Annotated in this window: 19 protein-coding genes; 13 read left to right on the top strand and 6 right to left on the bottom strand. The window is 71.8% G+C overall.

From position 1 onward, the window contains the following. The first annotated feature begins 67 nt into the window (after nucleotides 1-67). A complete protein-coding gene (locus WME95_RS29455) occupies nucleotides 68-1,402 on the top strand; it encodes a B12-binding domain-containing radical SAM protein (protein WP_437902676.1) in 1,335 nt (444 codons plus the stop codon). Next, a complete protein-coding gene (locus WME95_RS29450; protein ID WP_437902675.1) occupies nucleotides 1,389-2,111 on the top strand; it encodes a hypothetical protein in 723 nt (240 codons plus the stop codon). Before WME95_RS29455 ends, WME95_RS29450 begins: the two co-directional genes overlap by 14 nt. A gap of 54 nt (nucleotides 2,112-2,165) precedes the next feature. Here WME95_RS29450 and WME95_RS29445 read toward each other — a convergent pair whose 3' ends face one another. Continuing rightward, a complete protein-coding gene (locus WME95_RS29445) occupies nucleotides 2,166-2,927 on the bottom strand; it encodes an SDR family oxidoreductase (RefSeq protein ID WP_437902674.1) in 762 nt (253 codons plus the stop codon). Between the two features lie 269 nt (nucleotides 2,928-3,196). On the opposite strand from WME95_RS29445, the gene WME95_RS29440 reads away from it, so the two are divergent. Further along, nucleotides 3,197-3,394, top strand: coding sequence for a hypothetical protein (locus WME95_RS29440; protein ID WP_437902673.1), 198 nt, complete (start codon nucleotides 3,197-3,199; stop codon nucleotides 3,392-3,394). 63 nt (nucleotides 3,395-3,457) lie between these two features. Here the strand turns inward: WME95_RS29440 and WME95_RS29435 are convergent, their stop codons facing one another. After that, nucleotides 3,458-4,714 (bottom strand): SLC13 family permease, encoded by a 1,257-nt coding sequence (locus WME95_RS29435; RefSeq protein ID WP_437902672.1) that lies wholly within the window; start codon nucleotides 4,712-4,714, stop codon nucleotides 3,458-3,460. 54 nt (nucleotides 4,715-4,768) lie between these two features. On the opposite strand from WME95_RS29435, the gene WME95_RS29430 reads away from it, so the two are divergent. Together WME95_RS29430 and holA are read left to right on the top strand one after the other, a co-directional pair. After that, a complete protein-coding gene (locus WME95_RS29430; RefSeq protein ID WP_437902671.1) occupies nucleotides 4,769-5,320 on the top strand; it encodes a hypothetical protein in 552 nt (183 codons plus the stop codon). A 109-nt stretch (nucleotides 5,321-5,429) separates the two neighbouring features. After that, nucleotides 5,430-6,488 carry a DNA polymerase III subunit delta gene (gene holA, locus WME95_RS29425; protein ID WP_437902670.1) on the top strand — a complete coding sequence of 353 codons (1,059 nt, stop codon included), beginning with the start codon at nucleotides 5,430-5,432 and terminating at the stop codon, nucleotides 6,486-6,488. A 42-nt stretch (nucleotides 6,489-6,530) separates the two neighbouring features. Here the strand turns inward: holA and WME95_RS29420 are convergent, their stop codons facing one another. Both WME95_RS29420 and WME95_RS29415 read right to left on the bottom strand, forming a co-directional pair. Next, on the bottom strand, nucleotides 6,531-7,514 hold the full coding sequence (locus tag WME95_RS29420; RefSeq protein WP_437902669.1) for a hypothetical protein: 984 nt from the start codon (nucleotides 7,512-7,514) through the stop codon (nucleotides 6,531-6,533). A gap of 1 nt (nucleotide 7,515) precedes the next feature. Next, nucleotides 7,516-9,324, bottom strand: coding sequence for a MutS-related protein (locus WME95_RS29415; RefSeq protein WP_437902668.1), 1,809 nt, complete (start codon nucleotides 9,322-9,324; stop codon nucleotides 7,516-7,518). 224 nt (nucleotides 9,325-9,548) lie between these two features. Here WME95_RS29415 and WME95_RS29410 point away from each other — a divergent pair, with 224 nt between their 5' ends. The 3 genes from WME95_RS29410 (at nucleotide 9,549) to WME95_RS29400 (ending at nucleotide 12,292) form a co-directional block, all read left to right on the top strand. Then, entirely contained in the window at nucleotides 9,549-10,094 is a 546-nt protein-coding gene (locus tag WME95_RS29410; protein WP_437902667.1) for an RNA polymerase sigma factor, read from the top strand. Beyond that, the gene (locus WME95_RS29405; protein ID WP_437902666.1) at nucleotides 10,091-10,687 is read left to right on the top strand and encodes a hypothetical protein; all 597 of its coding nucleotides are present in this window, start codon (nucleotides 10,091-10,093) and stop codon (nucleotides 10,685-10,687) included. The genes WME95_RS29410 and WME95_RS29405 overlap by 4 nt, the downstream gene beginning before the upstream one ends. A gap of 213 nt (nucleotides 10,688-10,900) precedes the next feature. After that, on the top strand, nucleotides 10,901-12,292 hold the full coding sequence (locus tag WME95_RS29400; RefSeq protein ID WP_437542060.1) for a cytochrome P450: 1,392 nt from the start codon (nucleotides 10,901-10,903) through the stop codon (nucleotides 12,290-12,292). A gap of 279 nt (nucleotides 12,293-12,571) precedes the next feature. Here WME95_RS29400 and WME95_RS29395 read toward each other — a convergent pair whose 3' ends face one another. Continuing rightward, a complete protein-coding gene (locus tag WME95_RS29395) occupies nucleotides 12,572-12,925 on the bottom strand; it encodes a hypothetical protein (RefSeq protein WP_437902665.1) in 354 nt (117 codons plus the stop codon). On the opposite strand from WME95_RS29395, the gene WME95_RS29390 reads away from it, so the two are divergent. The 3 genes from WME95_RS29390 (at nucleotide 12,924) to WME95_RS29380 (ending at nucleotide 16,622) form a co-directional block, all read left to right on the top strand. Further along, the gene (locus WME95_RS29390; protein ID WP_437902664.1) at nucleotides 12,924-13,814 is read left to right on the top strand and encodes a formylglycine-generating enzyme family protein; all 891 of its coding nucleotides are present in this window, start codon (nucleotides 12,924-12,926) and stop codon (nucleotides 13,812-13,814) included. The two genes, WME95_RS29395 and WME95_RS29390, sit on opposite strands and share 2 nt — an antisense overlap. Nucleotides 13,815-13,911: 97 nt before the next feature. Then, nucleotides 13,912-14,988 carry a hypothetical protein gene (locus tag WME95_RS29385; RefSeq protein WP_437902663.1) on the top strand — a complete coding sequence of 359 codons (1,077 nt, stop codon included), beginning with the start codon at nucleotides 13,912-13,914 and terminating at the stop codon, nucleotides 14,986-14,988. A 131-nt stretch (nucleotides 14,989-15,119) separates the two neighbouring features. Continuing rightward, on the top strand, nucleotides 15,120-16,622 hold the full coding sequence (locus tag WME95_RS29380; protein ID WP_437911042.1) for a serine/threonine-protein kinase: 1,503 nt from the start codon (nucleotides 15,120-15,122) through the stop codon (nucleotides 16,620-16,622). Nucleotides 16,623-16,786: 164 nt separating this feature from the next. Here the strand turns inward: WME95_RS29380 and WME95_RS29375 are convergent, their stop codons facing one another. Then, nucleotides 16,787-17,470, bottom strand: coding sequence for an HAD family hydrolase (locus tag WME95_RS29375; RefSeq protein WP_437902662.1), 684 nt, complete (start codon nucleotides 17,468-17,470; stop codon nucleotides 16,787-16,789). A 957-nt stretch (nucleotides 17,471-18,427) separates the two neighbouring features. Here WME95_RS29375 and WME95_RS29370 point away from each other — a divergent pair. Both WME95_RS29370 and WME95_RS29365 read left to right on the top strand, forming a co-directional pair. Next, complete coding sequence (locus WME95_RS29370; RefSeq protein WP_437902661.1) at nucleotides 18,428-19,468, top strand: hypothetical protein; 1,041 nt, start codon at nucleotides 18,428-18,430, stop codon at nucleotides 19,466-19,468. A gap of 454 nt (nucleotides 19,469-19,922) precedes the next feature. Beyond that, nucleotides 19,923-20,708 (top strand): hypothetical protein, encoded by a 786-nt coding sequence (locus WME95_RS29365; RefSeq protein WP_437902660.1) that lies wholly within the window; start codon nucleotides 19,923-19,925, stop codon nucleotides 20,706-20,708. Nucleotides 20,709-20,715 lie beyond the last annotated feature (7 nt).

Genomic DNA, 20,715 nt, shown 5'->3' with positions numbered 1-20,715 from the left:
GAAGGACGGCGATATGCCTCCTGGGACGACGATGGGGCGAAGGTCGCGACGCGCGCTTCTTCTCGCGATGAGCGGCGTCCGGGTCAAGGACGAGGAGCTCGCGCGCCTGGGGCTGACGCTGCCGGGCTTCGTCGAGCGCAGCGAGGTCATCGCGTCGCTGCCGAGCCTGGGGCTGCTCACGATCGCCGCGCACACGCCCGAGGGCTGGGAGGTGGAGTACCGCGAGCTCGACGCCATCGCCGACGCGGACGTCGCGCGCATCGTGGACGGCCGGTACGATGTCGTCGCCATCTCGTCGCTCGCGGCGCGCGCGCTCGACGCCTACGCGCTCGCCGACCGGCTGCGCGCCGAGGGCGTCACCGTGGTCCTCGGCGGCCTGCACGCCTCGGCGCTCCCCGACGAGGCGGCGCAGCACGCCGATTCGGTCGTCCAGGGCGAGGGGGAGCTGCTCTGGCCGGCGCTGCTCCACGAGCTCGACGAGGGCCGGCTGCGCCCGCTGTACAGCGCCCGGAGCGGCGCGTGGCCCGCGTTTCCGATCGAGGGCGCCCGGGTGCCGCGTTATGATCTGCTCGACGTCGCCCGGTACAACCGGTTCACGCTCCAGACCACGCGCGGCTGCCCGCTCGCCTGCACTTTCTGCGCCGCCTCGCGGCTCATCAGCCCCTACAAGCGCAAGCCCATCCCGCTCATCCGCCGCGAGCTCGACGCCATCATCGAGGTGTGGCCGCAGCCGTTCCTCGAGCTCGCCGACGACAACACGTTCGTGCAGAGGCCCTGGGCGCGGGAGCTCGCGCGGCTCTTCGTCGAGCTCAACGCGCGGCGAGCGCGCCCGATCGCGTGGTTCACCGAGACGGACATCTCGGTCGCCGACGATCCGGAGCTCCTCGATCTGCTCGCCGAGTCCAACTGCGCCGAGCTGCTCATCGGCCTCGAGTCGGTCAATCCGACCGCGCTCCGGGCCGCGGAGCCGCGGGGGTTCAAGGCCGCGGAGCGGGCCCGCTACGTCGAGTCGGTCGGCCGCATCCAGGAGCGTGGGATCCCGGTGAACGGCTGCTTCGTGCTCGGCTTCGACGAGGACGATGAGGGCGTCTTCGAGCGCACGCTCGCGTTCGCCCGGGAGTGCGATCTCGCCGAGGTGCAGATCACGGTGCTCACGCCGTTCCCGGGCACCGCGCTCCACCGCGCGCTCGAGGCGCAGGGGCGGCTGCTCCGCCCCGTGTTCTGGGACGCGTGTACGCTGTTCGACGTGACCTTCAGGCCAGCGCGCATGAGCGTGGAGGCGCTCGAGCGAGGGTTCCGCTGGCTGATGAGCGAGCTTTACAGTCCGGGGGAGACCGCGCGCCGGCGCAGCCGGTTTCGCCGCGCCACACGCGCCCGCAGGGGACGGCATGCGCGATCCTGATCGACCGTCGTTCGCCCGCGCCGCGGGGCGGCTGCTCACCTTCCGGCTCTCGCCCGACGACCTCGCGCGCCTCGACGGGCGGCACCTCGCGCTCGGCCTGGCCTGCACCTGGCTCGTCGGCGTCGGGCGGTTCTGGGACGATCCGGTCGCCAGCGCCTGGCGCAAGACGGGCCTTGGCTCGGTCGTCTATGCCATCGTCCTGAGCGCGTTTCTCTGGGTCGTCGTGGCGCCGCTCCGGCGCCCGGGTGAGCTGCGGCTCTCGTACGTGAAGCTCCTGACCGTCATCACGATGACGGCGCCCCCGGCGGCGCTCTATGCGATCCCGGTCGAGCGCTTCACCTCGATGCCCGTGGCCATCCAGATCAACCTCGGGTTTCTCTCGGTCGTCGCTGGCTGGCGCGTCGCGCTGCTCGTTCACTATCTCCGGCGCGGCGTGGGGTTGCGCTGGCCCGCGGTGATCACCGCGACGCTCCTGCCCCTCGCGCTGATCGTGACAGGACTCACGTATTTCAACCTGGCCACCGGCGTGATCGAGATCATGGGAGGGCTGCGCGATCGCGCCAAGAGCCCGGACGACGGCGTCAACGGCGTGCTCCTGGCGCTCGCGCTGCTCTCGCACCTCGCGGTGAGCCCGCTCCTTGTCGTCTACGGGGTGCTCGTCGTGAAGGCGCGGTGGTGGCGCGGCGGAGCGGGCCGCCGGAATCGCTGACCCGATCCACGAGACAGGGGACGCGCGGGTCCTGCTCTCCCTCCCTGGGGGCGATCAGGCCAGGGTCCTGCCGCCGTTCACGGACAGCTTCTGGCCCGTGATGAACTCGGCGGCGTCGGACGCGAGGAAGGCGACGGCCTCGGCGATGTCGTCCGGCGTGCCCATGCGCCGGAGCGGGTTGCTCGCCCGGTAGGCCTCGATGGCCTCGGCGCTCGCGCCCTCCTGGATGTGGCGCTCGACGACGACCCAGCCGGGGGACACCTGGTTGACGGTGATCCCGTGCGGGCCGAGCTCCATCGCCCACGAGCGCGTGAGGCCGAGCTGCGCGCCCTTCGCCGAGACGTAGCTGGAGAACTCGGGGACGCCCTGCTCGAAGACCTCGGACCCGACGTTGATGATCCGCCCCGACCGGCGCTCCTTCATCCCAGGGACCACCGCCTTCGCGAGGAGGACCGGGCTCTTCACGAAGAACTCGAGCTGGTCGAGGCAGTGCTTCCAGGTCAGGTCCTCCAGCTTGACGAACGGCTGCGGGCCCGTCGCGTTGAGCACGAGCACCTCGATGGGGCCGAGGCGGGCCTGCACCTCGCCCACGAGGCGGGTGACCTCCTGCTCGTCGCGCACGTCGGCCCGGAACGCCTCGGCCTCGCCGCCGCCCTGGCGGATGTCCTCGACCACGCGCGCCGCCTGCTCGCCGCTGCCGAAGTAGTTGACCGCCACCCGCGCGCCCGAGGCCGCGAGCTTGCGGGCGATGGCCGCCCCGAGGCCGCGGGAAGCGCCGGTGACCAGGGCGACTCGTTTGGATAGTTGGTGCGCCATTCAGGCTTCTCCGGGAGATGGATGACCGCGGTTCGCTCGCCGCCGCGAAGGAGATCGGCCGCACAGGCGCGCCTCCACGGGCCTCCCTGCCGCGCGGCAGAGGGTCGACAGCGGGTCGAGATCGGCCACCCCCAGCTGTAAACGAGCAGGATCCAGCAATACAAGATTTTTCCGCGCTGGAACTTGAACATGGGTCTTTCCAGCAGCACAGTTGAAGTTTTTCAATTCAATCCGCTGCTGGGCCCACCGGGGATGGTACGCTGGGCCACATGAGCAAGCGTGCGATCCGGCAAGCCTTGCGGCTCCTGGTGATGCTCGCCATGGGGCCTGTGTTCTGTGCGGCCGTCGGGATCACGGTGATCCACGCGTGGCTGGACGTGCGGCGAAGGCCGCCGGGGCGGCGTCCTTTCGCGCGCGGCGGGGTGCGGCATCGCCGCCTGCGCCTGCGCGAGCAGGCGCCGCTGTGATCGGCGCGGCACCTGCTCTGCGTGGCGGCGCGGCGCGGCGGGGTCGCGCCGTGGCCGCGCGGCTCAGCGTACGAGGAGGAGCCAGGCCAGCGCCGCGGCGGTCGAGGCGAGCGTCACCGGGACGCCCACCTTGGCGTAAGCGCGGAAGCCGATGTCGCGCTCGGCGCCCACCGTCTCGACCACGATGATGTTGGCCACCGAGCCCAGCAGCGTGAGGTTGCCCGCGAGCGTGGACACCAGCGCCGTCGTGATCCACGCGAGGTGCGGATCGGGCTGGCTGCGGATGTACGAGTCCGCCAGGAGGATGAAGGGGACGTTCGAGACGATCTGGCACCCGACGAGCATCGCGATGCTCAGCCCGAGCAGGCCCATCGTCGGCCCGGCGGGGAGGAAGGGGCTGGCCGCGCGCAGCGCCTGCTCGGGCATGCCGGTCTTCTGGAGCCCCGCCACGACGATGAAGAGGGCCCCGAAGAAGACGAGCACGGTCCACGACACCCGCTCGAACAGGCCGTTCGCGTCGCGCCGGTGGAGCAGGATGACCGCGGTCGCGCCGCCGATCGCCGTCCACGCGAGGTTCGCGCCGAGCACGAACATCACGGACACGACCGCGATGCAGGCGAGCGGCGTCAGGGCGCTCGGCCGGGCGCCTCCCGCCGGCGCGGGCGCGGGCTCGGGCGCGGGCGCGGGCGCGGGCGTCCGCACCGAGATGCGGCGCCGGAGCAGCAGGTGCAGCGTCACGGCCGTGACGGCGAGCCCGATCAGCGCGGCGGGGCCCGCCTCCAGCAGGTACGTGCGGTACGAGATGCCGGAGAGGTGGCCCACGAGCATGTTCTGCGGGTTGCCGGCGAGCGTGAGCGCGCTGCCGGCGTTGGCGCCCATCGCGAGCGCGAGGAGGTACGGCGCCCGCTCGAGCCCCGCGCGCCGGGCGGTCCGGTCGACGAGCGGCGCCAGCATCACGCAGACCGAGTCGTTCAGCAGCACCGCGGAGGCGAGCCCGGAGCCCACCGTGACGAGGTAGAGCAGGCGGACCGGCGACAGGTCCCGCTGCGCGACCCACGCGGCGGCGCGCTCGAACACCCCCCCGGCGTCGAGCGACGCCGAGAGCAGCATCATGCCGAGCAGGAGGCCGATGGTGTTCGGCTCGATCGCCGCGAACGCCTCGTGCGGATCCAGGCCGGCGCCCGGCTGGATCGCGCTCAGGAAGACCATGGCGCACGCGCCCGCGAGCGCGCCGGCCGGGCGTCCGATGGGCAGGATCGACAGGCGCCGCGCCGCGATGAGCATGTACGTGAAGGCGAATACGAGCAGGACGGACCACACGGCGCGGATCTAGAGTGGTCGGGGGGGATCCTGTCAAACTGGGAATGCCACGGCATGGGCAGGCAGCTCTCGACCCCCACCGCGATCCTCCTCGGCAGCGCCATGATCGCCGCCGCCGTCTACCTCGGCCTTCGCCACGGCCCGGCCGGCGCCCCAGCGGACCCGCGCCCCGCCGGGGGAGCGCCCTCGCCGCCTGCCGACGCGGCCTCGGCCGCCGAGACGGCGGCTCGGGCGCCTGGCGCGGGCGCGCCGGCGCGCCAGGTCCAGGCGCCCGCGCCGGCGCGCCAGGTCCAGGCGCCCGCGCCGAGCGTGGCGCGCGACGAGGTCGCGACGCAGGCCGCGCGGGCGCTCGAGGCGCACCGGCCGGCCCTGATCGAGCGCTGCTACAAGCCGGCGATCGCGGCGCAGCCGGCGCCGCGCGGGGTGAAGTACGTCTTCAATCTCACGTTCGACGCGCAGGGCCGGCAGCTCGCCCGCGGCATCATCGAGGACCGCGAGGCGTCACGCCCCGAGGTCACCGCCTGCCTTGTCGACGCGCTGCCGCCGGTCGCCGTCGCGCCGCCAGGGGCGAACGTGCGCGTCGATGTCCCGTTCTCGCTGCCGTGATCGAGGGGAGGTCCGGGGGCGCGGGCCCGCCGGCGCCGGGGGCGAGCGCGGCGCCCTTGACGCACCTGCCTGAACGCCCGATGCCGGAGCGGTGACGCCCGACCAAGCCTTGAAGGAAGCGACAACCGGCGCCCTCCGCCCGGTCTACCTCGTGCTGGGGGAGGAGCGCTGGCTGGTCGATCGCGTGGTGAGCGCGATCCGGGAAGCGGCGGCCAAGGGGGGCGTCGCCGGCTTCAACGAGGACAAGTTCACCGCGGGCGACGCGCCTGTCGAGTCGATCCTCGGCGCCGCCCGCATGCTGCCGATGATGGGCCCGCGCCGCTTCGTGCTCGTCCGCGGCGTCGATCGCTGGGAGAAGAAGGACGACGGCGACGACGGCGAGGGGGATGACGACCGCGGCGCGAGCGGCGCGAGCGGTAAACGGGGCGTGTCGAAGCAGCTCAGCCCGCTCGACGCGCTCGCGGAGTACGCCAAGGCGCCGTCGCCGAGCGCGGTCCTCGTGCTCGTCGCGACGAAGCTCCATGGCCAGCGCCGCCTCGTGACGGCCGCCAAGAAGGGCGATTTCCTTGTCGCGTGCGAGCCCCTCAACCGCCGCGCCTTGCCCGGCTTCATCGCGACCATCGCCCGCGAGAAGGGCAACCCGATCGCGCCCGACGTGGCCGATCAGCTCGCCGAGCTCGCCGGGCCCGAGCTCGGCTACGTGGTCGACGCGCTCGAGCGGCTCTCGCTGTACGTCGGGCCGAAGCAGCCGATCACCGAGGACGCGATCGCCCAGATCGTCATCCGCATCCGGCAGAGCACCGTCTGGGAGCTGATCGACGCGCTCGGGAAGCGGCGCCTCGACCGCGCGCTCGCGGCGCTCGCCGACGCCTACGATCCGCGCGACGGCGGGCTGCGGCTGCTCGGGGCGGTGTCGTGGTCGGTGCGGCAGATGGTGAAGTTCGAGTCGGCGCTCGCCGGGGGCGCGAGCCAGGCCGAGGCCGCCCAGCGCGCGGGCGTGGCCCCCTTCAAGGCGAACGACGTGGCGCAGTCGGTCCGCCAGCTCCCGAAGGGCGCGCTCGCCGGCTGGATGCGCGTGCTCGCGGAGACGGATCTCGCGCTGAAGAGCAGCCGCCGGCCGGCGCAGGCGGTGCTGGAGACGATGCTGATGGAGATGTGCGCGCGCTGAGCGGAGCTCGGTGACCGTCCCGCACTCCCGGGATTGAAGCCTTCACTCCTCGACGCTGCGCCGCACCGCGAAGGCGAGGCCGCAGCCCTCGATCTGCTCGCGATGGAGCACGCCCATCGGCGAGAGGCCTTGCTGGTCGACCCGCAGGCCCAGGCGCAAGAGGACCTTCTTCGCCGCAAGATCCACGAGCGAGACGCGCGCCGAGCTCGCGGACGTCGTGCTCTCGGCCGGGCTATCGGCCACGACGATCAGCACCTCCGCGCCGGCCGCCTTCTTCGCCAGCTCGATCGGGGAGTGATCCAGCTCCTTGCGGTGCCTCTTCACCGCCGCGACGTCGCGGGCCGCGCGCACCGAGCCCTCGAACACGGGGCCGAGCAGCGCGAGGCCGAGCCGCGCCTCGGCGAGCCGGCGGACGTTCGCTGTCTCCTCGTCGACCCTGGTCCCGCCGAAATATACGCCTCGCACCTTCGTGAGCAGATCGCGCTCCTCGGACGTGGGCGGAGGCGTGAGGAGGCACAGGAGGAACGCATCCTTGTCGGATCCGCGCGCGGCGTCGTCGATCCTGCGAGCGTCGCGCAGCTCGGCGCGAGGAGCGCGCACGTACACCGCGGGCCGGCGGAGCAGGGCGTCGAGGGCCCCTGGAGCGCGGAGCGAAGGGTCGATGACATCGGCGAGGTCCCCGTCGCCCGCGGCCTCGCCGATCCAGCGATCCGTCGCCTCGACGAAGCCCTCGTAGCCTGCCGGGAGCTCCGCGCGGCGCTCGTCGAGCACGGTCAGGAGGGCGCGCCGTTCGGCCTCGATGGCGCGGCGATCCTGGACGTACATCGCGATCGCGAGGAGCACGACGGTCGCCGCCGTCAGCAGCGTGAGCAGCCGCGCGCGCCCGAGCCGCTTGTCGCTCGCGAACGTCCCCTTGATCCCGGCTCGAGCCGCGTGATGGCGCGCCCGCGTCCGGTGGCTGGCGGCCCGCTCCACGCGCGCGCGGAGGGCGGGGTTCATCCGCTCCGTCGTGAGGAACGTCGCCATGTCAGCTCTCCCGACCCACGACGGAGGGACCCGCGAACGCGGAGTCCCGACCCATGACGACGGACAGCGCTCGGGACGCGAGCTGGTTGCGATCGATGTTGCGATCGATGAGGCCCTCGAGCTCGCCGCGGGTCACGCCGAGCCGGGCCGCGGCCTGGGCCGCGAGCGAGGTCGCGGCCACGCCGTCGACGAACTGGTACGTGGGCTTCTGCGCCGCGTCGAGCTCGACCTGGACGAACCGGAGGTTCCTTATCGCCTTCTCCCGCTCGAGCCGCGCCGCGAACGTCAGGAAATGCGTGGTGATGAACGCCTGCGGGCGGAGCTTCTCGAGCAGCGTGACGACGAGCTCGAAGATCTCCTCCCCCTCGGACGGGTTCGTCCCCGAGCAGAGCTCGTCGAGGATCACCATCGCTCCCGGGCCGAGCTCCTCGAAGAGCGCCCGGATCCGGAGGAGCTCCATGCCGAGCCGCCCCTCGCTCTGATCGAACTTCGTCTCCTGGATGAGCGACACCACGAGCCCCGGGACGCGGGCGACGCTCGCCCTGCGCGCCGGCACGAACATCCCCGCCTGCGCGAGGAGCTGCGTCAGCGCCACCGACTGGAGCAGGCGCGTCTTTCCGCCCGAGTTCGGCCCCGTGACCAGGAGCGTCGTGTCGGCCCGATCGGTCACGACGTCGCACGGCACCGCCTTCCCTCCGCCGGCGACGAGGAGCGGATTGAAGAGGCCGAGGAGCACGCGCTCGCCCTCCGCGGCGGACCGGAGCTCCGGCAGGCAGACCTCGAGCCCCGCCGCCTCGGCGAGATCCCGGAAGCCGAGCGCTCCCAGGTAGACCTCCATCTCTCCGACGAGCGGGACCAGCTTGACGACCTGATCCTCGACGCCCTCGAACACCGCGTCGACGAGCCTGGCCATGACCTCTCCGTCGCCGAAGCTGTACCCGCGGAAGAACATCTCGAGCTTCGCGAGCCAGCGCCGCACCGGCGACAGGACGAACGGGTTCTCCTGCCGCTCCCGGACGGTCACGACGTCGAAGCCTCGGATGCGGCCGTCGGCGCCGACGCGGATGTCCAGGCGGAGCGTCGCGAGGTGCTCGTCGTAATCGAGGAGATCGGCCATCGATCGATATCCCTCGGTCGTCTGCACCGCCTGGCCGAAATCGCGCAGCCGGGAGAGGCCCGATCGCGCGCCCTCGAACGACGCGCTCATCAGGTCGAAGACCTCTTTGACGATCGCGAGCACGTCGAGCTGCCGCCGCGTCGGATCGAACTTCTTCCCTGCCACCGCGCCCTCGAGCGCGCCCCGCATCCGGCATGAGGCCGTGTAGAGCCTCTCGAGCTGCCCGCGAAACGTGGGTGAGCCAGAGAGCTCGTGGAGGATCCCCCTCCGGAGCTCGGTCACGCGCGCGTCGCTCGGGGGCCGGGAGAGCACGCGGAGGATGAACCCCCGGTTGACGACGGCCTCGTGCCCCCCGACGCGGACGCGGAAGCACCGGGCCACGAGCTCCTCCAGGAACAGGTCGGGCGCGAAGCTCTTCGGATCCCACGTGGAGGGCGCGATGGGCGCCCGATCGAGCGCCTGGCTGAAGAGCCCACCGGAGACGCCGCTCGTGAACGCGAACGAGAGCGACTGTCGCAGCTCGTCGAGATCGGTCCGCGCGGGTGGGTCCACGAAGAGAAGGCTGGGGATCCTGTCCGTGGACGGGAGGGCGGGTGTGTGGGGCGCGTGGGGCACCTCGGGCGCGTAGGGCCTACCGGGCTCGGGCGGGCGGGCAATGCTCTCGGTGGGGACCTGCGCGCGGATCGGGTGCATGAGCAGACGACCCGCGCTCGCAGGAAAAGTTCCCCGCGAAGGGAACACCCGTGAAAATAACAGCGAAATTGCAAGGTTCCGCTGCGTGGCTCACCCAGTCCAGGTCGCGTTGCTCGTCGCCCTCCGCGCGGCCAGCCGACCGGAGCGCCGTTCCGGAAAAGAACGAGAGCGTCCCGATTCTCTGCAAGCTCCGCCCGGGTCCGACGACTACCTCGCTCGAGGCCGTGAGCAACGCTCGACCGAAAGACCACTCCTCTGCCCTCGACGCACGCTTCGCCGAGCTCGTCGATGAGTTCTCCTCGCCGATCGCGCGCCTCGCGCGCGGTTACGAGGCGGACGAGAGCCGACGGCTGGACCTGCAGCAGGAGATCTGGACCGCGGTCTGGCGGGCGCTCCCGACGTTCGAGGGGCGATCCTCGCACCGGACCTGGCTTTACCGCATCGCGCACAACGTCGCGACCACCGAGGCGCTGCGAGGGCGTCGCGATCGGCTGAAGCGCGCGACGCCGCTCGAGAGCGCCGCGGGCCGCCCCGAGCCGAGCCGCGACGTGGAGCGCGCGGCGGAGGGCCGCGAGGCGCTGCTCCGGCTCGAGGCGAGCGTGCGCGCGCTGCGGCCCCTCGACCGGCAGCTCGTGCTCCTGTTCCTCGAGGGGTTCGAGCGGGGCGAGATCGCCGAGATCACGGGGCTGTCGCCGGAGAACGTCTCGGTGCGCCTATCACGCCTGCGAGCCGAGCTCGCCCAATCGCTGCGGAAGGACGGTGGGTCATGACAGATGAGCTGCAGCGGCTCTGGCAGTCTGCGCCGCCTGACAAGGAGAAGATCGACATGGAAGCATTGAAGACACGTGGCTCGAAGCTGAGGAGGACCGTGCGCGCGCGCAATGCGCTGGAGAGCGCCGCGGCCATCGCCGCCCTCTATGCGCTCGGCGCGCAGGCGTACGCCGCGCTCGCCGCCGGGGATCACCTGTCCGCGCTCGGCGCGGCGCTCCTCATGGCCGGCCTCCTCGTGGTCATCGGCGTCCTCTGGAAGCGGGGATCGAACCTGCGCCCGCCCGCGCTCGACGCGCCCACGAGCGAGCAGCTCGCCTTTCTGCGGCGGGCGCTCGCGCGCCAGCGCGACCTCCTGCGCGCGGTCCCGCGCTGGTACCTCGGGCCGCTCGTCCCTGGGCTCGTCGTCCTGCTCGTGACCGCGGCGCTCCGTTTCCCGCTCGGCGAGGGCATCCCCCACGCCACGCTCGCGCGCGCCGCCCTGCTGGCCGGCCATCTCGCCCTCGTCGCGCTCGTGTTCGGTGGCATCGCGTGGCTGAACGCCCGCGCGGCGCGCAAGCTCGACGCCGAGCTCGCGGCGCTCGATGGTGCGTGACGCGTGCCAGCGCCCCGGCGGCGCCGCCCGTGATCCCCTCGTGCGGCGCCACCGGTGCTGGAACAAGGACGGTCGGACGGGTGTCCACGGCAGCGGGGCAGGACCACTGTCTCAGGTCAGGTCACGTGGGCGCGGCGGTGAGCGGCTCCGCCCGCAAGCCAACCGAGCGCACTACGTTTCGAGGGCACTGGTGTACCGTCGGGCGAGCCGCCCATGACGACCGCAGCCCCCTCGCCGCCTGCTCGCCCTGCCTCCGAGATCCCTGTTGCTCCCTCGATCCCGCTGCTCGGCAGCCTGCCGTGGATGGCGGTCGACGCCGCGGGCTTCCTGGAGCGCGTCGCCATCGAGAAGGGGCCGATCGCCCGGATCCCGTTCGGGGCCGCGGGCATGGTGATGCTCACCCACCCGGACGACGCCCGCTACGTGCTCCACGAAGCGGCCAGGAAGTACTTGCGTGGCGAGAAGTCGAGGGAGACCGTACAGCCCGTCTTCGGCAACGGACTGGCGATCAGCGATCCGCCGTTCTGGCTACGGCAGCGGCGCATCATGCAGCCGAGCTTCTCCCGCGCGCGGATCGCCAGGATGACGGCGGCGATGAACGCGGTGGCCGAGCGCCACCTCGCGCGCCTCACCGATGGCCAGGAGCTCCACGCCCACGATCTCATGCTCGGCATCACGCGCGACGTCATCGTGGAGACGATGTTCTCGCAGCAGCTCCCGTCGGACATCGCCACGCTCGACGGCGCGCTCGCGGAGATCGACCGCTACATCAAGATCCGGATGCTGCTCCCCTTCAGGGTGCCGCTGTCCTGGCCGCTGCCCTTCAACGTGCGCATCCGGGAGGCGACAGCGGCGTTCGACCGGGTGGTGTACGGCATCATCGACCGGCGCGAGCAGGGCGGAGAGCGGCCGGGGGACCTGCTCGACGCGCTCCTCGACGCGCGCGACGAGGAGACCGGCGAGCGCATGTCGCGGAAGGAGCTGCGCGACGAGGTGCTGCACATCTTCTTCGCCGGGCACGAGACCACGGCGAACACGCTGACGTGGGCGACGGTCCTGTTCACCTTGCACCCGCACGAATGGGAGCGGGTGCGCGGCGAGGTGGACAGCGTGCTCGGAGGTCGCGCGCCCGAGGCGGAGGACGTGCCCAGGCTGACGCGGACGGCCATGGTCCTGCGGGAGACGCTGCGGCTCTACCCGCCCGCCTGGATGATCGTCCGCGAGGCGGTCGAGGACGACGAGATCCGCGGTTATGCCATCCCGCGCGGCACATCGGTCCTCATCTCCCCCTTCGCGATGCACCGCCACCCGTCGTTCTGGCCCGAGCCGCGCCGCTTCGATCCGGAACGCTTCGCGGGCGACCCGGCGACGACGGGCGCCGGCAAGAACTGGGCATACATGCCTTTCGGGGGCGGGCCGCACGTATGCATTGGCAACCACTTCGGGCTGACGGAGATGGCGATCGTGCTGGCGCGGCTCGCGCAGCGGGGGAGGCTCGTCGCGCTGCGGCCAACGGAAGCGCGACCGCGCGGCACGACCGCGCTCGGGCCGTCGGGCCGGGTGCCGGCGCGCTTCGAGGCGCGGAGTCCCACGGGCGCGCGCTGACCGGCTCACCTCGTCTTCACACGCTCTTCACACGCTCTTCACACGCACGGACGCAGGCGCGCAGCGCAGAGATCGCGGGGCACGTCGCGCCGGCGCGTCCCGAGGGCGCCTTCCGGACAGGACACAACACCTCGTGACGCCAGCGGCGAGCACCCGAGTGGACAGCACCCGTGGAGCGGCTGTAAGAATCGAGATGCTCGGAAGACGCGCGGGATGGTGGTGGGGAGCATCGGTCTTTGTCGGGAGCGGATGCGGCACGCTCGTCGGGCTTGACGACGATTATATCCCAGACGACCGCAGCGCCGCGGCGACCGGGAGCACGGGTGGCGCAGGTGCCGGCGACAGCACGGCCACGCAAAGCAGCGACGACACAGGCACGAACGGCGCCGCGAGCACGGGCGGCGGCGCGACCTCGACCAACGCCGCGAGCGGCGGCGCCCCGGGCGGCGATCCCCCCTCGACGAGCTCGACCGCCGCCACGTCGACCAGCTCGGCCTCCGCCGCCACGTCGACCAGCTCCACCACCGCTGGCGGTGGAGGGTGCTCGACGGGCGAGCGTCGCTGCGACGACAGGACGCCGCAACGGTGCAATGGAGGCGAGTGGGAGAGCTCGGCGCCATGCGCAGGCTCCATGCCCTTGTGTGCCGTCGGGACATGCACCGACCGCCTGAGCTGCGGCGGGCTGCCCGAGACCTGCGGACCGGAAGGCAACGAGCGTTGCTGCGCGACGATGGCGGTCCCGGGAGGGACCTTCGAGCGTGGCAACGACACCGCGTTTCCGGCCACGGTGAGCGGCTTCGAGCTGGACCGGTTCGAGGTGACCGTGGGGCGATTCCGGAGGTTCGTCGACGCCTATCCAGAGAGCCGACCGACGGCGGGCGCGGGCGCGCACCCGCAGATCCCGGGGAGCGGGTGGAATTCTGCCTGGGACGAGGCCAACCTGCCGCCGGACCCGGCGCTGTTCAGGTCGTCGATCCGATGCAACTCCAGCTACAGCACGTGGACCGATACGCCCGACGACAACGAGCAGCTGCCGATGAACTGCATCACCTGGTATGTGGCCTTCGCCTTCTGCGCGTGGGACGGGGGCAGGCTGCCGACCGAAGCGGAGTGGAACTACGCGGCAGCCGGCGGGAGCGAGCAGCGCGTCTTTCCATGGTCCACCCCGCCGTCCTCGACGACGCTCGATGTGGACCACGCCGCGCACGATTGCCTGCCCGGGGGGCCCACGCTGTGCATGTACGCCCATATGAAGCCGGTCGGGTCGAAATCGCCCCTGGGTGACGGGAGGTGGGGACACGCGGATCTGGCAGGCAACATGTCGGAATGGACGCTGGACTCGTATTTGAGTTATCCTGCTCCATGCGCCGATTGCGCTCAGCTGACGGCCCATGGGGAGCGGATCATCCGGGGCGGAGGCTGGAACGACGGGTCGTCCAGGCTGAGCACGTCATCCCGCGGTCATTACCCTGCGAACGACAACGGCCGCGCGATCGGCATCCGCTGCGTGAGGGCGCCGTAGGCGCCAGGCGCCCGGGCCTCCGGTGATCTGCGCGCGCGCCTGCCGGACGGTCGGCCATTTGCTCCGAGGTCCCTTCTCCTGCCTGGTGAGACAGAACATGACGCTTTGGTTCCGCCGGTCCACGCAAGTCCTCATGGCCCTCGGCTCGCTCTCGCTCGCCGCGCCCGCTGGAGCGCAGGACGCCGCGGCCGCAGAGGAGCTCTTCAATCGAGGGCTCGCCGACATGGGGGCAGGGAAATACGAGGCAGGCTGCACGGCGCTCGCCGAGAGCGAGCAGCTCGATCCCCAGCCGGGCACGCTGTTCACGCTCGCCATGTGCGAGTCGCGGTGGGGCCGCGTCGCGACGGCGGTGACGCAGCTCGGGAATTACCTTGCCTGGGTGGAGCGGATGTCGCCGGCGCAAAGGGCCCGTCAAGGACATCGACCGAAGGTGGCGAGAGACGAGCGCGAGCGGCTCGCGTCGCGCGTGCCGAGGCTCTCGCTCGCCCTGCCGGAAGGAGCGCCGCCAGGCACTGTCGTGCTGCGCGACGGCAGCCCGCTTGGGCCGGCCTCGCTGGGCGTCGCGCTGCCGGTCGATCCGGGGGAACATCGCATGTCGACCCGGGCGCCCGGAGGGCCCGTGTGGGAACAACGCGTCACGATCGCCGAGGGCGAGACGAAGACGCTGACGCTGGAGATCAAGCTCGCGCCGGCGCCCGACGCCCCCGCGCAGCCGCCGGCGCTGGCGACGTCCCCGGCCACGACCCAGAACCAGGCGCCGACCGCGCAGACCGCCCCGGCGGCGGCGACAGCCGCGAAGGGCTGGCGGACGGCGACTTACGTGACAGGCGGGCTTGGCGTGGCAGGGCTCGTGGCCGGCGGGGTGATGGGCGCGCTCGTGATCGGCAAGAGGTCGGTCGTCAGCGAGCACTGCGGCAGCGCTATCCAGGCCAGCAATCCGAAGAGCTGCGACGCGACAGGGCTCGACGCCGCGCAGAGCGGGAACACGATGGCGCTGGTGAGCACCGTCAGCTTCGGTGTGGGGCTCACGGCGCTCGGCGCGGCGGCGGTGCTCGGCTTGACAGCCCCCGGCCGGGCCGCGCCCGCGAGCCCCTCTGGCACGATGTGGATCCGCGGAACCGTGCTTCAGGTGGGGCCGTCGGGAACGGTCCTCGGCGCGCAAGGGCGTTTTTGACGCGCTCCGGATCGTCGCGATCCGTCGTGCTCCGTCGTGGTCTGTCGTCAACACGTGTCTCGACGAACCTTTTCACCGAGGCGCCTTGACCGGGAGAGCACCCTAAACGACGCTTGGCGATCGTGTCGACCATGCTGGCCGAGGGGATCGTCTTCGCCCGCCGCTACCGCGTCGTGCGCCTCATCGCCACCGGCGCGATGGGGGCCATCCACGAGGTGACGCACATCGCGACCGAGCGCCGGCGGGCGCTGAAGGTCATGCACGCGCACCTCTTCCAGAGCGAGGAGATGCGCGAGCGCTTCAAGCTCGAGGCGTGCATCACGGCGACGATCGAGTGCGAGCACATCGTCGACGTCTTCGACGCGGGCGTCGACGAGGCGACGGGCATGCCCTTCCTGGTCATGGAGCTGCTCCGCGGCGAGGAGCTCGGCGAGCGCCTCAAGCGCACGAGCCGCCTCCCGCCGGCCGACGTCGTGACCTACCTCCACCAGGCTGCGCTGGCCCTCGACCGGACCCACGCGGCGAACGTCGTGCACCGCGACCTCAAGCCCGCGAACCTCTTCCTGTCGCAGCGCGAGGACGGCTCGATCCGCGTGAAGGTCCTCGACTTCGGCGTCGCGAAGCTCGTCGCCGAGGGCGCCACCGCGGCCGGCGCCACGCGCAGCCTCGGCACGCCGCTCTACATGGCTCCCGAGCAGTTCCAGGTCGGCAAGAGGCTCACCAGCGCGGCCGACATCCATGCGCTGGGCATGATGGCGTACACGCTGCTGGTGGGATTCCCGTACTGGGATCCCGAGGCGAACGAGGCCAGCGACGTGTTCGCGTTCGCGATGCTGGCGGTCCGCGGCCCGCAGGAGCCGCCGGTGCAGCGCGCGCGCTCGCTGGGGGTGACGTTGCCGCCCGGCTTCGACGCGTGGTTCGCGCGGGCCACGGCGCTCGAGCCCGCGGCGCGTTTCCGCCGGGCCACGGACGCGGTGAGCGCGCTCGGCGAGGTGTTCGGCGTGCCGCTGTGCGGCGCCCCCGTGGCGGCTGGCGCGAGCTCGCCTCCCTCGTCGCGCGCGGGCCAGGGCTCGCCTCCCTCGCCCGAGGCGCCGTCAGCCATCCCGGGAACGGGGGCCGCACCCGGGATGACCGAGGCCCCGGAGCACGGCGCTGACCCGGATCGCGGGCGATTCGCCGCGACATCGACCGGAGCTGCCGTCACGTCGCTGCCGCCGAAGGCGCGCCGCAAGCCGCTCGCCGCCGGGATCGCGCTGGGGGTCGGGACGCTCGCAGGCGCGGCGCTCTGGCTCTCGCAGCCCGCGTCGAACGCGGACGGGCCAGCCGCGGCGGGCATCGCCGCCGCGATCTCGACGGCCTCCGAGCCGAGCACAGCAGCCGCCGCGCCGCTCGCGACAGCGCACGAGGCGCGCGCGGCGATCCCTGAACCGAGCTCGCCGCCGCCGCTGGCTCCGGCGCCGCCGCCGGCGGTGACGCCACCCGCCGATGCGCCCCTCGTGGCCGCTCCCGTCTCCAGCGCGTCGGCGCCGGGCCCCCCGGGCAAGCCGACGACGAACGCGTCCAAGCTGGTCCCGGGGAGCAGGGAGTCCGCCTTGCGCCCGTCGAGGCCGGAGGACCTGTTCAGCCGCTACTGAGCCTCGCGCTCGCCGCGCTATGCGTCAGAGAACCTGTCGCCTTCTCTGATCCTCTTCCGGAGGATCAGAGCACCGCTGGCGTGATCTCGCAGAGATACGCTGTCGCATCGGCGCCGCAGCGGTCAGGCGGCCGCTCGTCTCGCTTCGTCGAGAGAGCTCGGATCTCAACCGAGCAGCGCCTCGAGCGCGCCCCTCGCCCGGAGGTCGGTGAAGCTGTGGGTCGGGGCGCATGCGGCGAGCTCTGCGAGGGCGTAGGTGCCGGTGGCCACGGCGATCGACTCGGCGCCGATCGCGCGGGCTGCCGCGATGTCCTTCGGGGTGTCGCCGATGACGACGACGCGGCACGCCTCGAGCGGCGCCTCGAGCATCGCCGCCCCGCGCGCCGCGCCGATGCGCAGGAGCTCGTCGCGGCGCTCGTGATCGCAGCCGAAGCCGCCGAACGCGAACCGCTCGTAGATGCCGACCCGCGTGAGCTTCGCCTGCGCCCCGGCGCGGACGTTCCCCGTGCCGAGGCCGATGGCGCACGTCGCGCGCCGGGCGGCGGCGTCGAGCGCCTCGATGACGCCGACGTGGACCCGGGTGTCGCCGGCGAGCGACATCTCCTGCGCGAGGATCTCGACGTAGATCGCGAGGAGCGCGTCGATGGCGTCCTCCGTGGCCTCGCGCCCGACCGTCTCGAGCCCTGTCCGGATGATGGCCCGATCGGTCATGCCGGCGAACGAGAACGCCTCGCACGCGTCGCGCCGGTCGGCGAACCGGGCGAACGCGTGCTCCATGGCGCGCCGGCCTGCGCCGCCGGTGGAGAGCAGGGTGCCGTCGATGTCCCAGAGGAGCACGGTGGGGCGCATGTCCCCATGGTATAGACCGGCGCCGCCCCAGGGCGAGCGCGGAAGGGGCGGCGGGCGCGACGGCCTCGGTGCGGCCTCGCCAGGCGGCTGGGCCGGGGGTCGCCGGCGTCATCGTGGGTCGAGCTTGAAGCCAGCGATCCGGCGCCGGTCGACCTTGGGGCCAGCGATCCAGCGCTCGTCCAGCGCCACGGCGCCGGAACCTGGCGGCGTCGGCCGGAGACCGGGCGTCCAGCCAGCGGCGCGCCGGTCCGCCCGATCGCGGTGCGGCTGTGACGCCGGCGCGGGGCTTCCGGCCGCTGGTTGAAGGCTCGCTGCGTCGCCCGTCCCGCGCCAGCTCAACCAGGTTGGGAATTTCTGGAGCGTCGACTCACCCAGGTTGGGGCGTCTGGCGTCGTCCGAGGTTGGGGCGCCGTCTGCTCACCCAGGTTGAGGCACCAGCTCAGGTTGGCGCCGTCTGCTCACCCAGGTTGAGGAGCAGCGTCGCGTCGGCTGACCCAGGTCGAGATTTTTTGGAGCGTTAGCTCATCAGGAATGAGAAAATTCTCTCGCTGTATGCAATGTGCTCGCCCTGGTGTCTATCCTACATAGTGAGTGGTTCGAGCGCAGCTTCGTCGTGATCTCAGGCGTCAGCTGACCCGGGTTGAAAACAGAGTCAGAATTTTCGCGCAAAAGCTCACATGACGTGAGAATTTTTGTCATCTAAACGCAATGCTCGTCGTTGGTCCTGGCGCCTTCTTGTCGTGTCGTTCGTCCTCACATCTTCTGTTGGAGCCGAGCGTTTCGAGCGCAACCGCGCGGTGATCTCTGGTAGGATAGGCGCTGGAAATCGAGAGAGCGCGTTGCCCGAGCGCCCGTGTCAGGCCCTCGACCCTGAGCCCGAGCGCACCGCGCGTGCGACGTCCTCGCGAGCTGCGCAGGGCGCCTTCGCCGCGCGGAGGGCTCCCGGAAGACAACACCATGCGACGCCCGCCGCTCAGCCCGATCACCGCGGTCCTGCTGCTGCTCACTTGCTCAGCACCGGCGGCGGCAGCGCCGCTCCCGCGGCGACCGCCGCCGACCGGGCCCGAGCGAGAGATGCTCGACGAGGCGAAGCGGCTCCTGGATGAGGGGCGGCTCGCGGACGCGCGCGACATCCACCTGACGCTGTGGGGGCTCACGAAGAGCGCCTCCGACGCGTTCCGCGTGGGGATGCTGTCGTTCAGGCTGCACGACTTCGAGAGGGCGGCGGAGTTCCTCTCCATCTACTTCGACATGGTCGGCACCCCCGACGCCCCGAAGATCTGGGTGCCACCGGGCTTCAAGGAGAGCTACGAGCTGGCACGGGCCGACTTCGCGGAAGCGCGGCGGCATGTCGGCGTGCTCGATGTGCGCGCGAGCGAGCCCGGCGCCGCCGTGCTCGTGGACGGGCGGCAGGTCGGCCTGTCCCCGCTCCCGCGCCCCGTGTACGTCGCTCCCGGTCAGCACCGTGTCAGCGGACATCTCGCCGGGGAGCTGCGCGAGGTCGTGGCCGCGGTCGACGCGGGCGGTGAGAGGACCGTCTGGCTGACGTTCCCGCGCGCCCGAGCCGAAGCGCCAGCGCGTTTCCCGGCGAGCAAGGTCGCCTCGCCGCTCGTCGCGGCGCCCCCTTCTTCCGCGCCCAACCCCGCGCTGCGGTGGTGGACCGTGGGCGCGTTCGCGGCCACGTCGGCCGTCCTCGCCACCGTCGGGGCCCTCTCGGTCCTGGAGGCCAACGACGCTGCCGAGGAGCGGGACGCCGCCATGGGCCGAGCGCAGTGGGAGGTCTTCCATTGCCGGCCGGGGCTCCCTGCCTGCGACGCGTATGCCGACGCCGATGGGCGCACGAAGACGTTCACGGCCCTGTCCGTGGGCGCCTTCGTCGGTGCGGGTCTTTCGGCCGGCGGCGCCGTGGCCGCCGGGTTCCTGCTCGCGCCAGAGGCAAAGGTGCGCGTTGGGGTCGTAGGGACCGCCCCAGGCGTGGGGCTCTCGTTCGCGTGGTAGCGCCCGAGCTCCGCAGAGACGTGCTCCCGGGCAGAGAGCCGACTTCATCTTTCTGAATGGTAGTTCATCTTTGGTGGAGAATTTGCGGACGTCGATCGCAATGCGAACAACGCGCGTCGTTCGACGCGTGGCGGGGATCTCCGCGATCCTCCGGACGAGGAGGCCTGATATCATGGCTCCAATGTGGCAGCGCGGGCTGCGCGCTTCCGGCGCTGTGTTCCTGGGGGGCTTGCTCTGGGCTGCCTGCAGCGGTGACCCCTATGTCGATGTGGAACAGGAGCCTCTGTGCGATTCAACCGCAGACTGCCAGCCCAAGCTGAACGGAACGCAGTGCATCGATGGGCGCTGCCGGTGTCCGGATCCGGGGGAGGCGCGCTGCTGCGAGCCCGGCGCCAGGGAGGAAGAGGGCGATTCCTGCAAGCGGGAGTGTCGGCCCATCAGCGAGTGTAACGCCATGCTGTGCAAGACAGCCGAGGATTGCCCGAAGCCTGCTGACCCCCGCTGCGGCGAGGCCGTGTGCGAAGCGGAGGTCTGCAGGCTGGCCCTGCGAGAGCGATTCCCGAACCAGCGGGCTGGCGATTGCGTGACCCTGCGCTGCGACGAGGCTGGTCGGGTGGTCGCCGTGGCCGACGACGGCGACGTCTTCAATGACGGCAACGAGTGCACGATCGACGCATGCGTGCAAGGGGTCAGCGTGCACCGTCCGAGGGCAGCGGGGGACGCCGAAGAGGGCTCCGGGTACTGCGATGGCGAAGGGCATCTGGTCGGATGCCTTCGCGACGAGGATTGTGGGAGCCCATCGTACGCCTGCTCGCCATCGGGCACGTGCGTCCTCGAGTGGTGCGACAACGGCATCTTTGATGATGCCTCGGGCGAGACGGCGCGGGACTGCGGCGGCCGGTGCCAGCCGTGCAGGGCAGGACAGCCGTGCACGGCCGACAGCGACTGCATCGAGGGCGCGTGCGGCTCGGGCATGCTGTGCGAGGAGACGAGCTGCCGTGATGGCATCCTGAACGGCGCCGAGACGGACGTCGATTGCGGCGCGCCGTCGTGTCCCGCGTGCGCTGCCAGCCGCCGCTGCGACGCTCACGAGTCCTGCCAGAGCGGTGTGTGCGCCGACGGCAGGTGCCGGCGCCCGACGTGCGAGGATGGACTGATGAACGGCAACGAACAAGGCATCGACTGCGGCGAGAGCTGCCCCACTGCCTGCCCGCTGTTCATCTCAGGCGAAGAGACATGAAGAAAGG

Source organism: Sorangium sp. So ce327 (assembly GCF_051530205.1).
GTDB lineage: Bacteria > Myxococcota_A > Polyangia > Polyangiales > Polyangiaceae > Sorangium > Sorangium cellulosum_B.
The sequence above is the reverse complement of the archived record's forward strand: the minus strand, read 5'-3'. Positions and strand labels throughout refer to the sequence as shown.

What these genes read in the sequence shown, in the direction of transcription:
- WME95_RS29385 (WP_437902663.1), top strand. Translation starts at nt 13,912, where the DNA reads ATGACGCTTTGGTTCCGCCGGTCCACGCAAGTCCTCATGGCCCTCGGC.
- WME95_RS29455 (WP_437902676.1), top strand. Translation starts at nt 68, where the DNA reads ATGAGCGGCGTCCGGGTCAAGGACGAGGAGCTCGCGCGCCTGGGGCTG.
- WME95_RS29440 (WP_437902673.1), top strand. Translation starts at nt 3,197, where the DNA reads ATGAGCAAGCGTGCGATCCGGCAAGCCTTGCGGCTCCTGGTGATGCTC.
- WME95_RS29390 (WP_437902664.1), top strand. Translation starts at nt 12,924, where the DNA reads ATGCCCTTGTGTGCCGTCGGGACATGCACCGACCGCCTGAGCTGCGGC.
- WME95_RS29430 (WP_437902671.1), top strand. Translation starts at nt 4,769, where the DNA reads ATGGGCAGGCAGCTCTCGACCCCCACCGCGATCCTCCTCGGCAGCGCC.
- WME95_RS29420 (WP_437902669.1), bottom strand. Translation starts at nt 7,514, where the DNA reads ATGGCGACGTTCCTCACGACGGAGCGGATGAACCCCGCCCTCCGCGCG.
- WME95_RS29415 (WP_437902668.1), bottom strand. Translation starts at nt 9,324, where the DNA reads ATGCACCCGATCCGCGCGCAGGTCCCCACCGAGAGCATTGCCCGCCCG.
- WME95_RS29370 (WP_437902661.1), top strand. Translation starts at nt 18,428, where the DNA reads ATGCGACGCCCGCCGCTCAGCCCGATCACCGCGGTCCTGCTGCTGCTC.
- WME95_RS29405 (WP_437902666.1), top strand. Translation starts at nt 10,091, where the DNA reads ATGACAGATGAGCTGCAGCGGCTCTGGCAGTCTGCGCCGCCTGACAAG.
- WME95_RS29380 (WP_437911042.1), top strand. Translation starts at nt 15,120, where the DNA reads ATGCTGGCCGAGGGGATCGTCTTCGCCCGCCGCTACCGCGTCGTGCGC.
- WME95_RS29445 (WP_437902674.1), bottom strand. Translation starts at nt 2,927, where the DNA reads ATGGCGCACCAACTATCCAAACGAGTCGCCCTGGTCACCGGCGCTTCC.
- WME95_RS29395 (WP_437902665.1), bottom strand. Translation starts at nt 12,925, where the DNA reads ATGGAGCCTGCGCATGGCGCCGAGCTCTCCCACTCGCCTCCATTGCAC.
- WME95_RS29375 (WP_437902662.1), bottom strand. Translation starts at nt 17,470, where the DNA reads ATGCGCCCCACCGTGCTCCTCTGGGACATCGACGGCACCCTGCTCTCC.
- WME95_RS29365 (WP_437902660.1), top strand. Translation starts at nt 19,923, where the DNA reads ATGCTGTGCAAGACAGCCGAGGATTGCCCGAAGCCTGCTGACCCCCGC.
- WME95_RS29400 (WP_437542060.1), top strand. Translation starts at nt 10,901, where the DNA reads ATGACGACCGCAGCCCCCTCGCCGCCTGCTCGCCCTGCCTCCGAGATC.
- WME95_RS29450 (WP_437902675.1), top strand. Translation starts at nt 1,389, where the DNA reads ATGCGCGATCCTGATCGACCGTCGTTCGCCCGCGCCGCGGGGCGGCTG.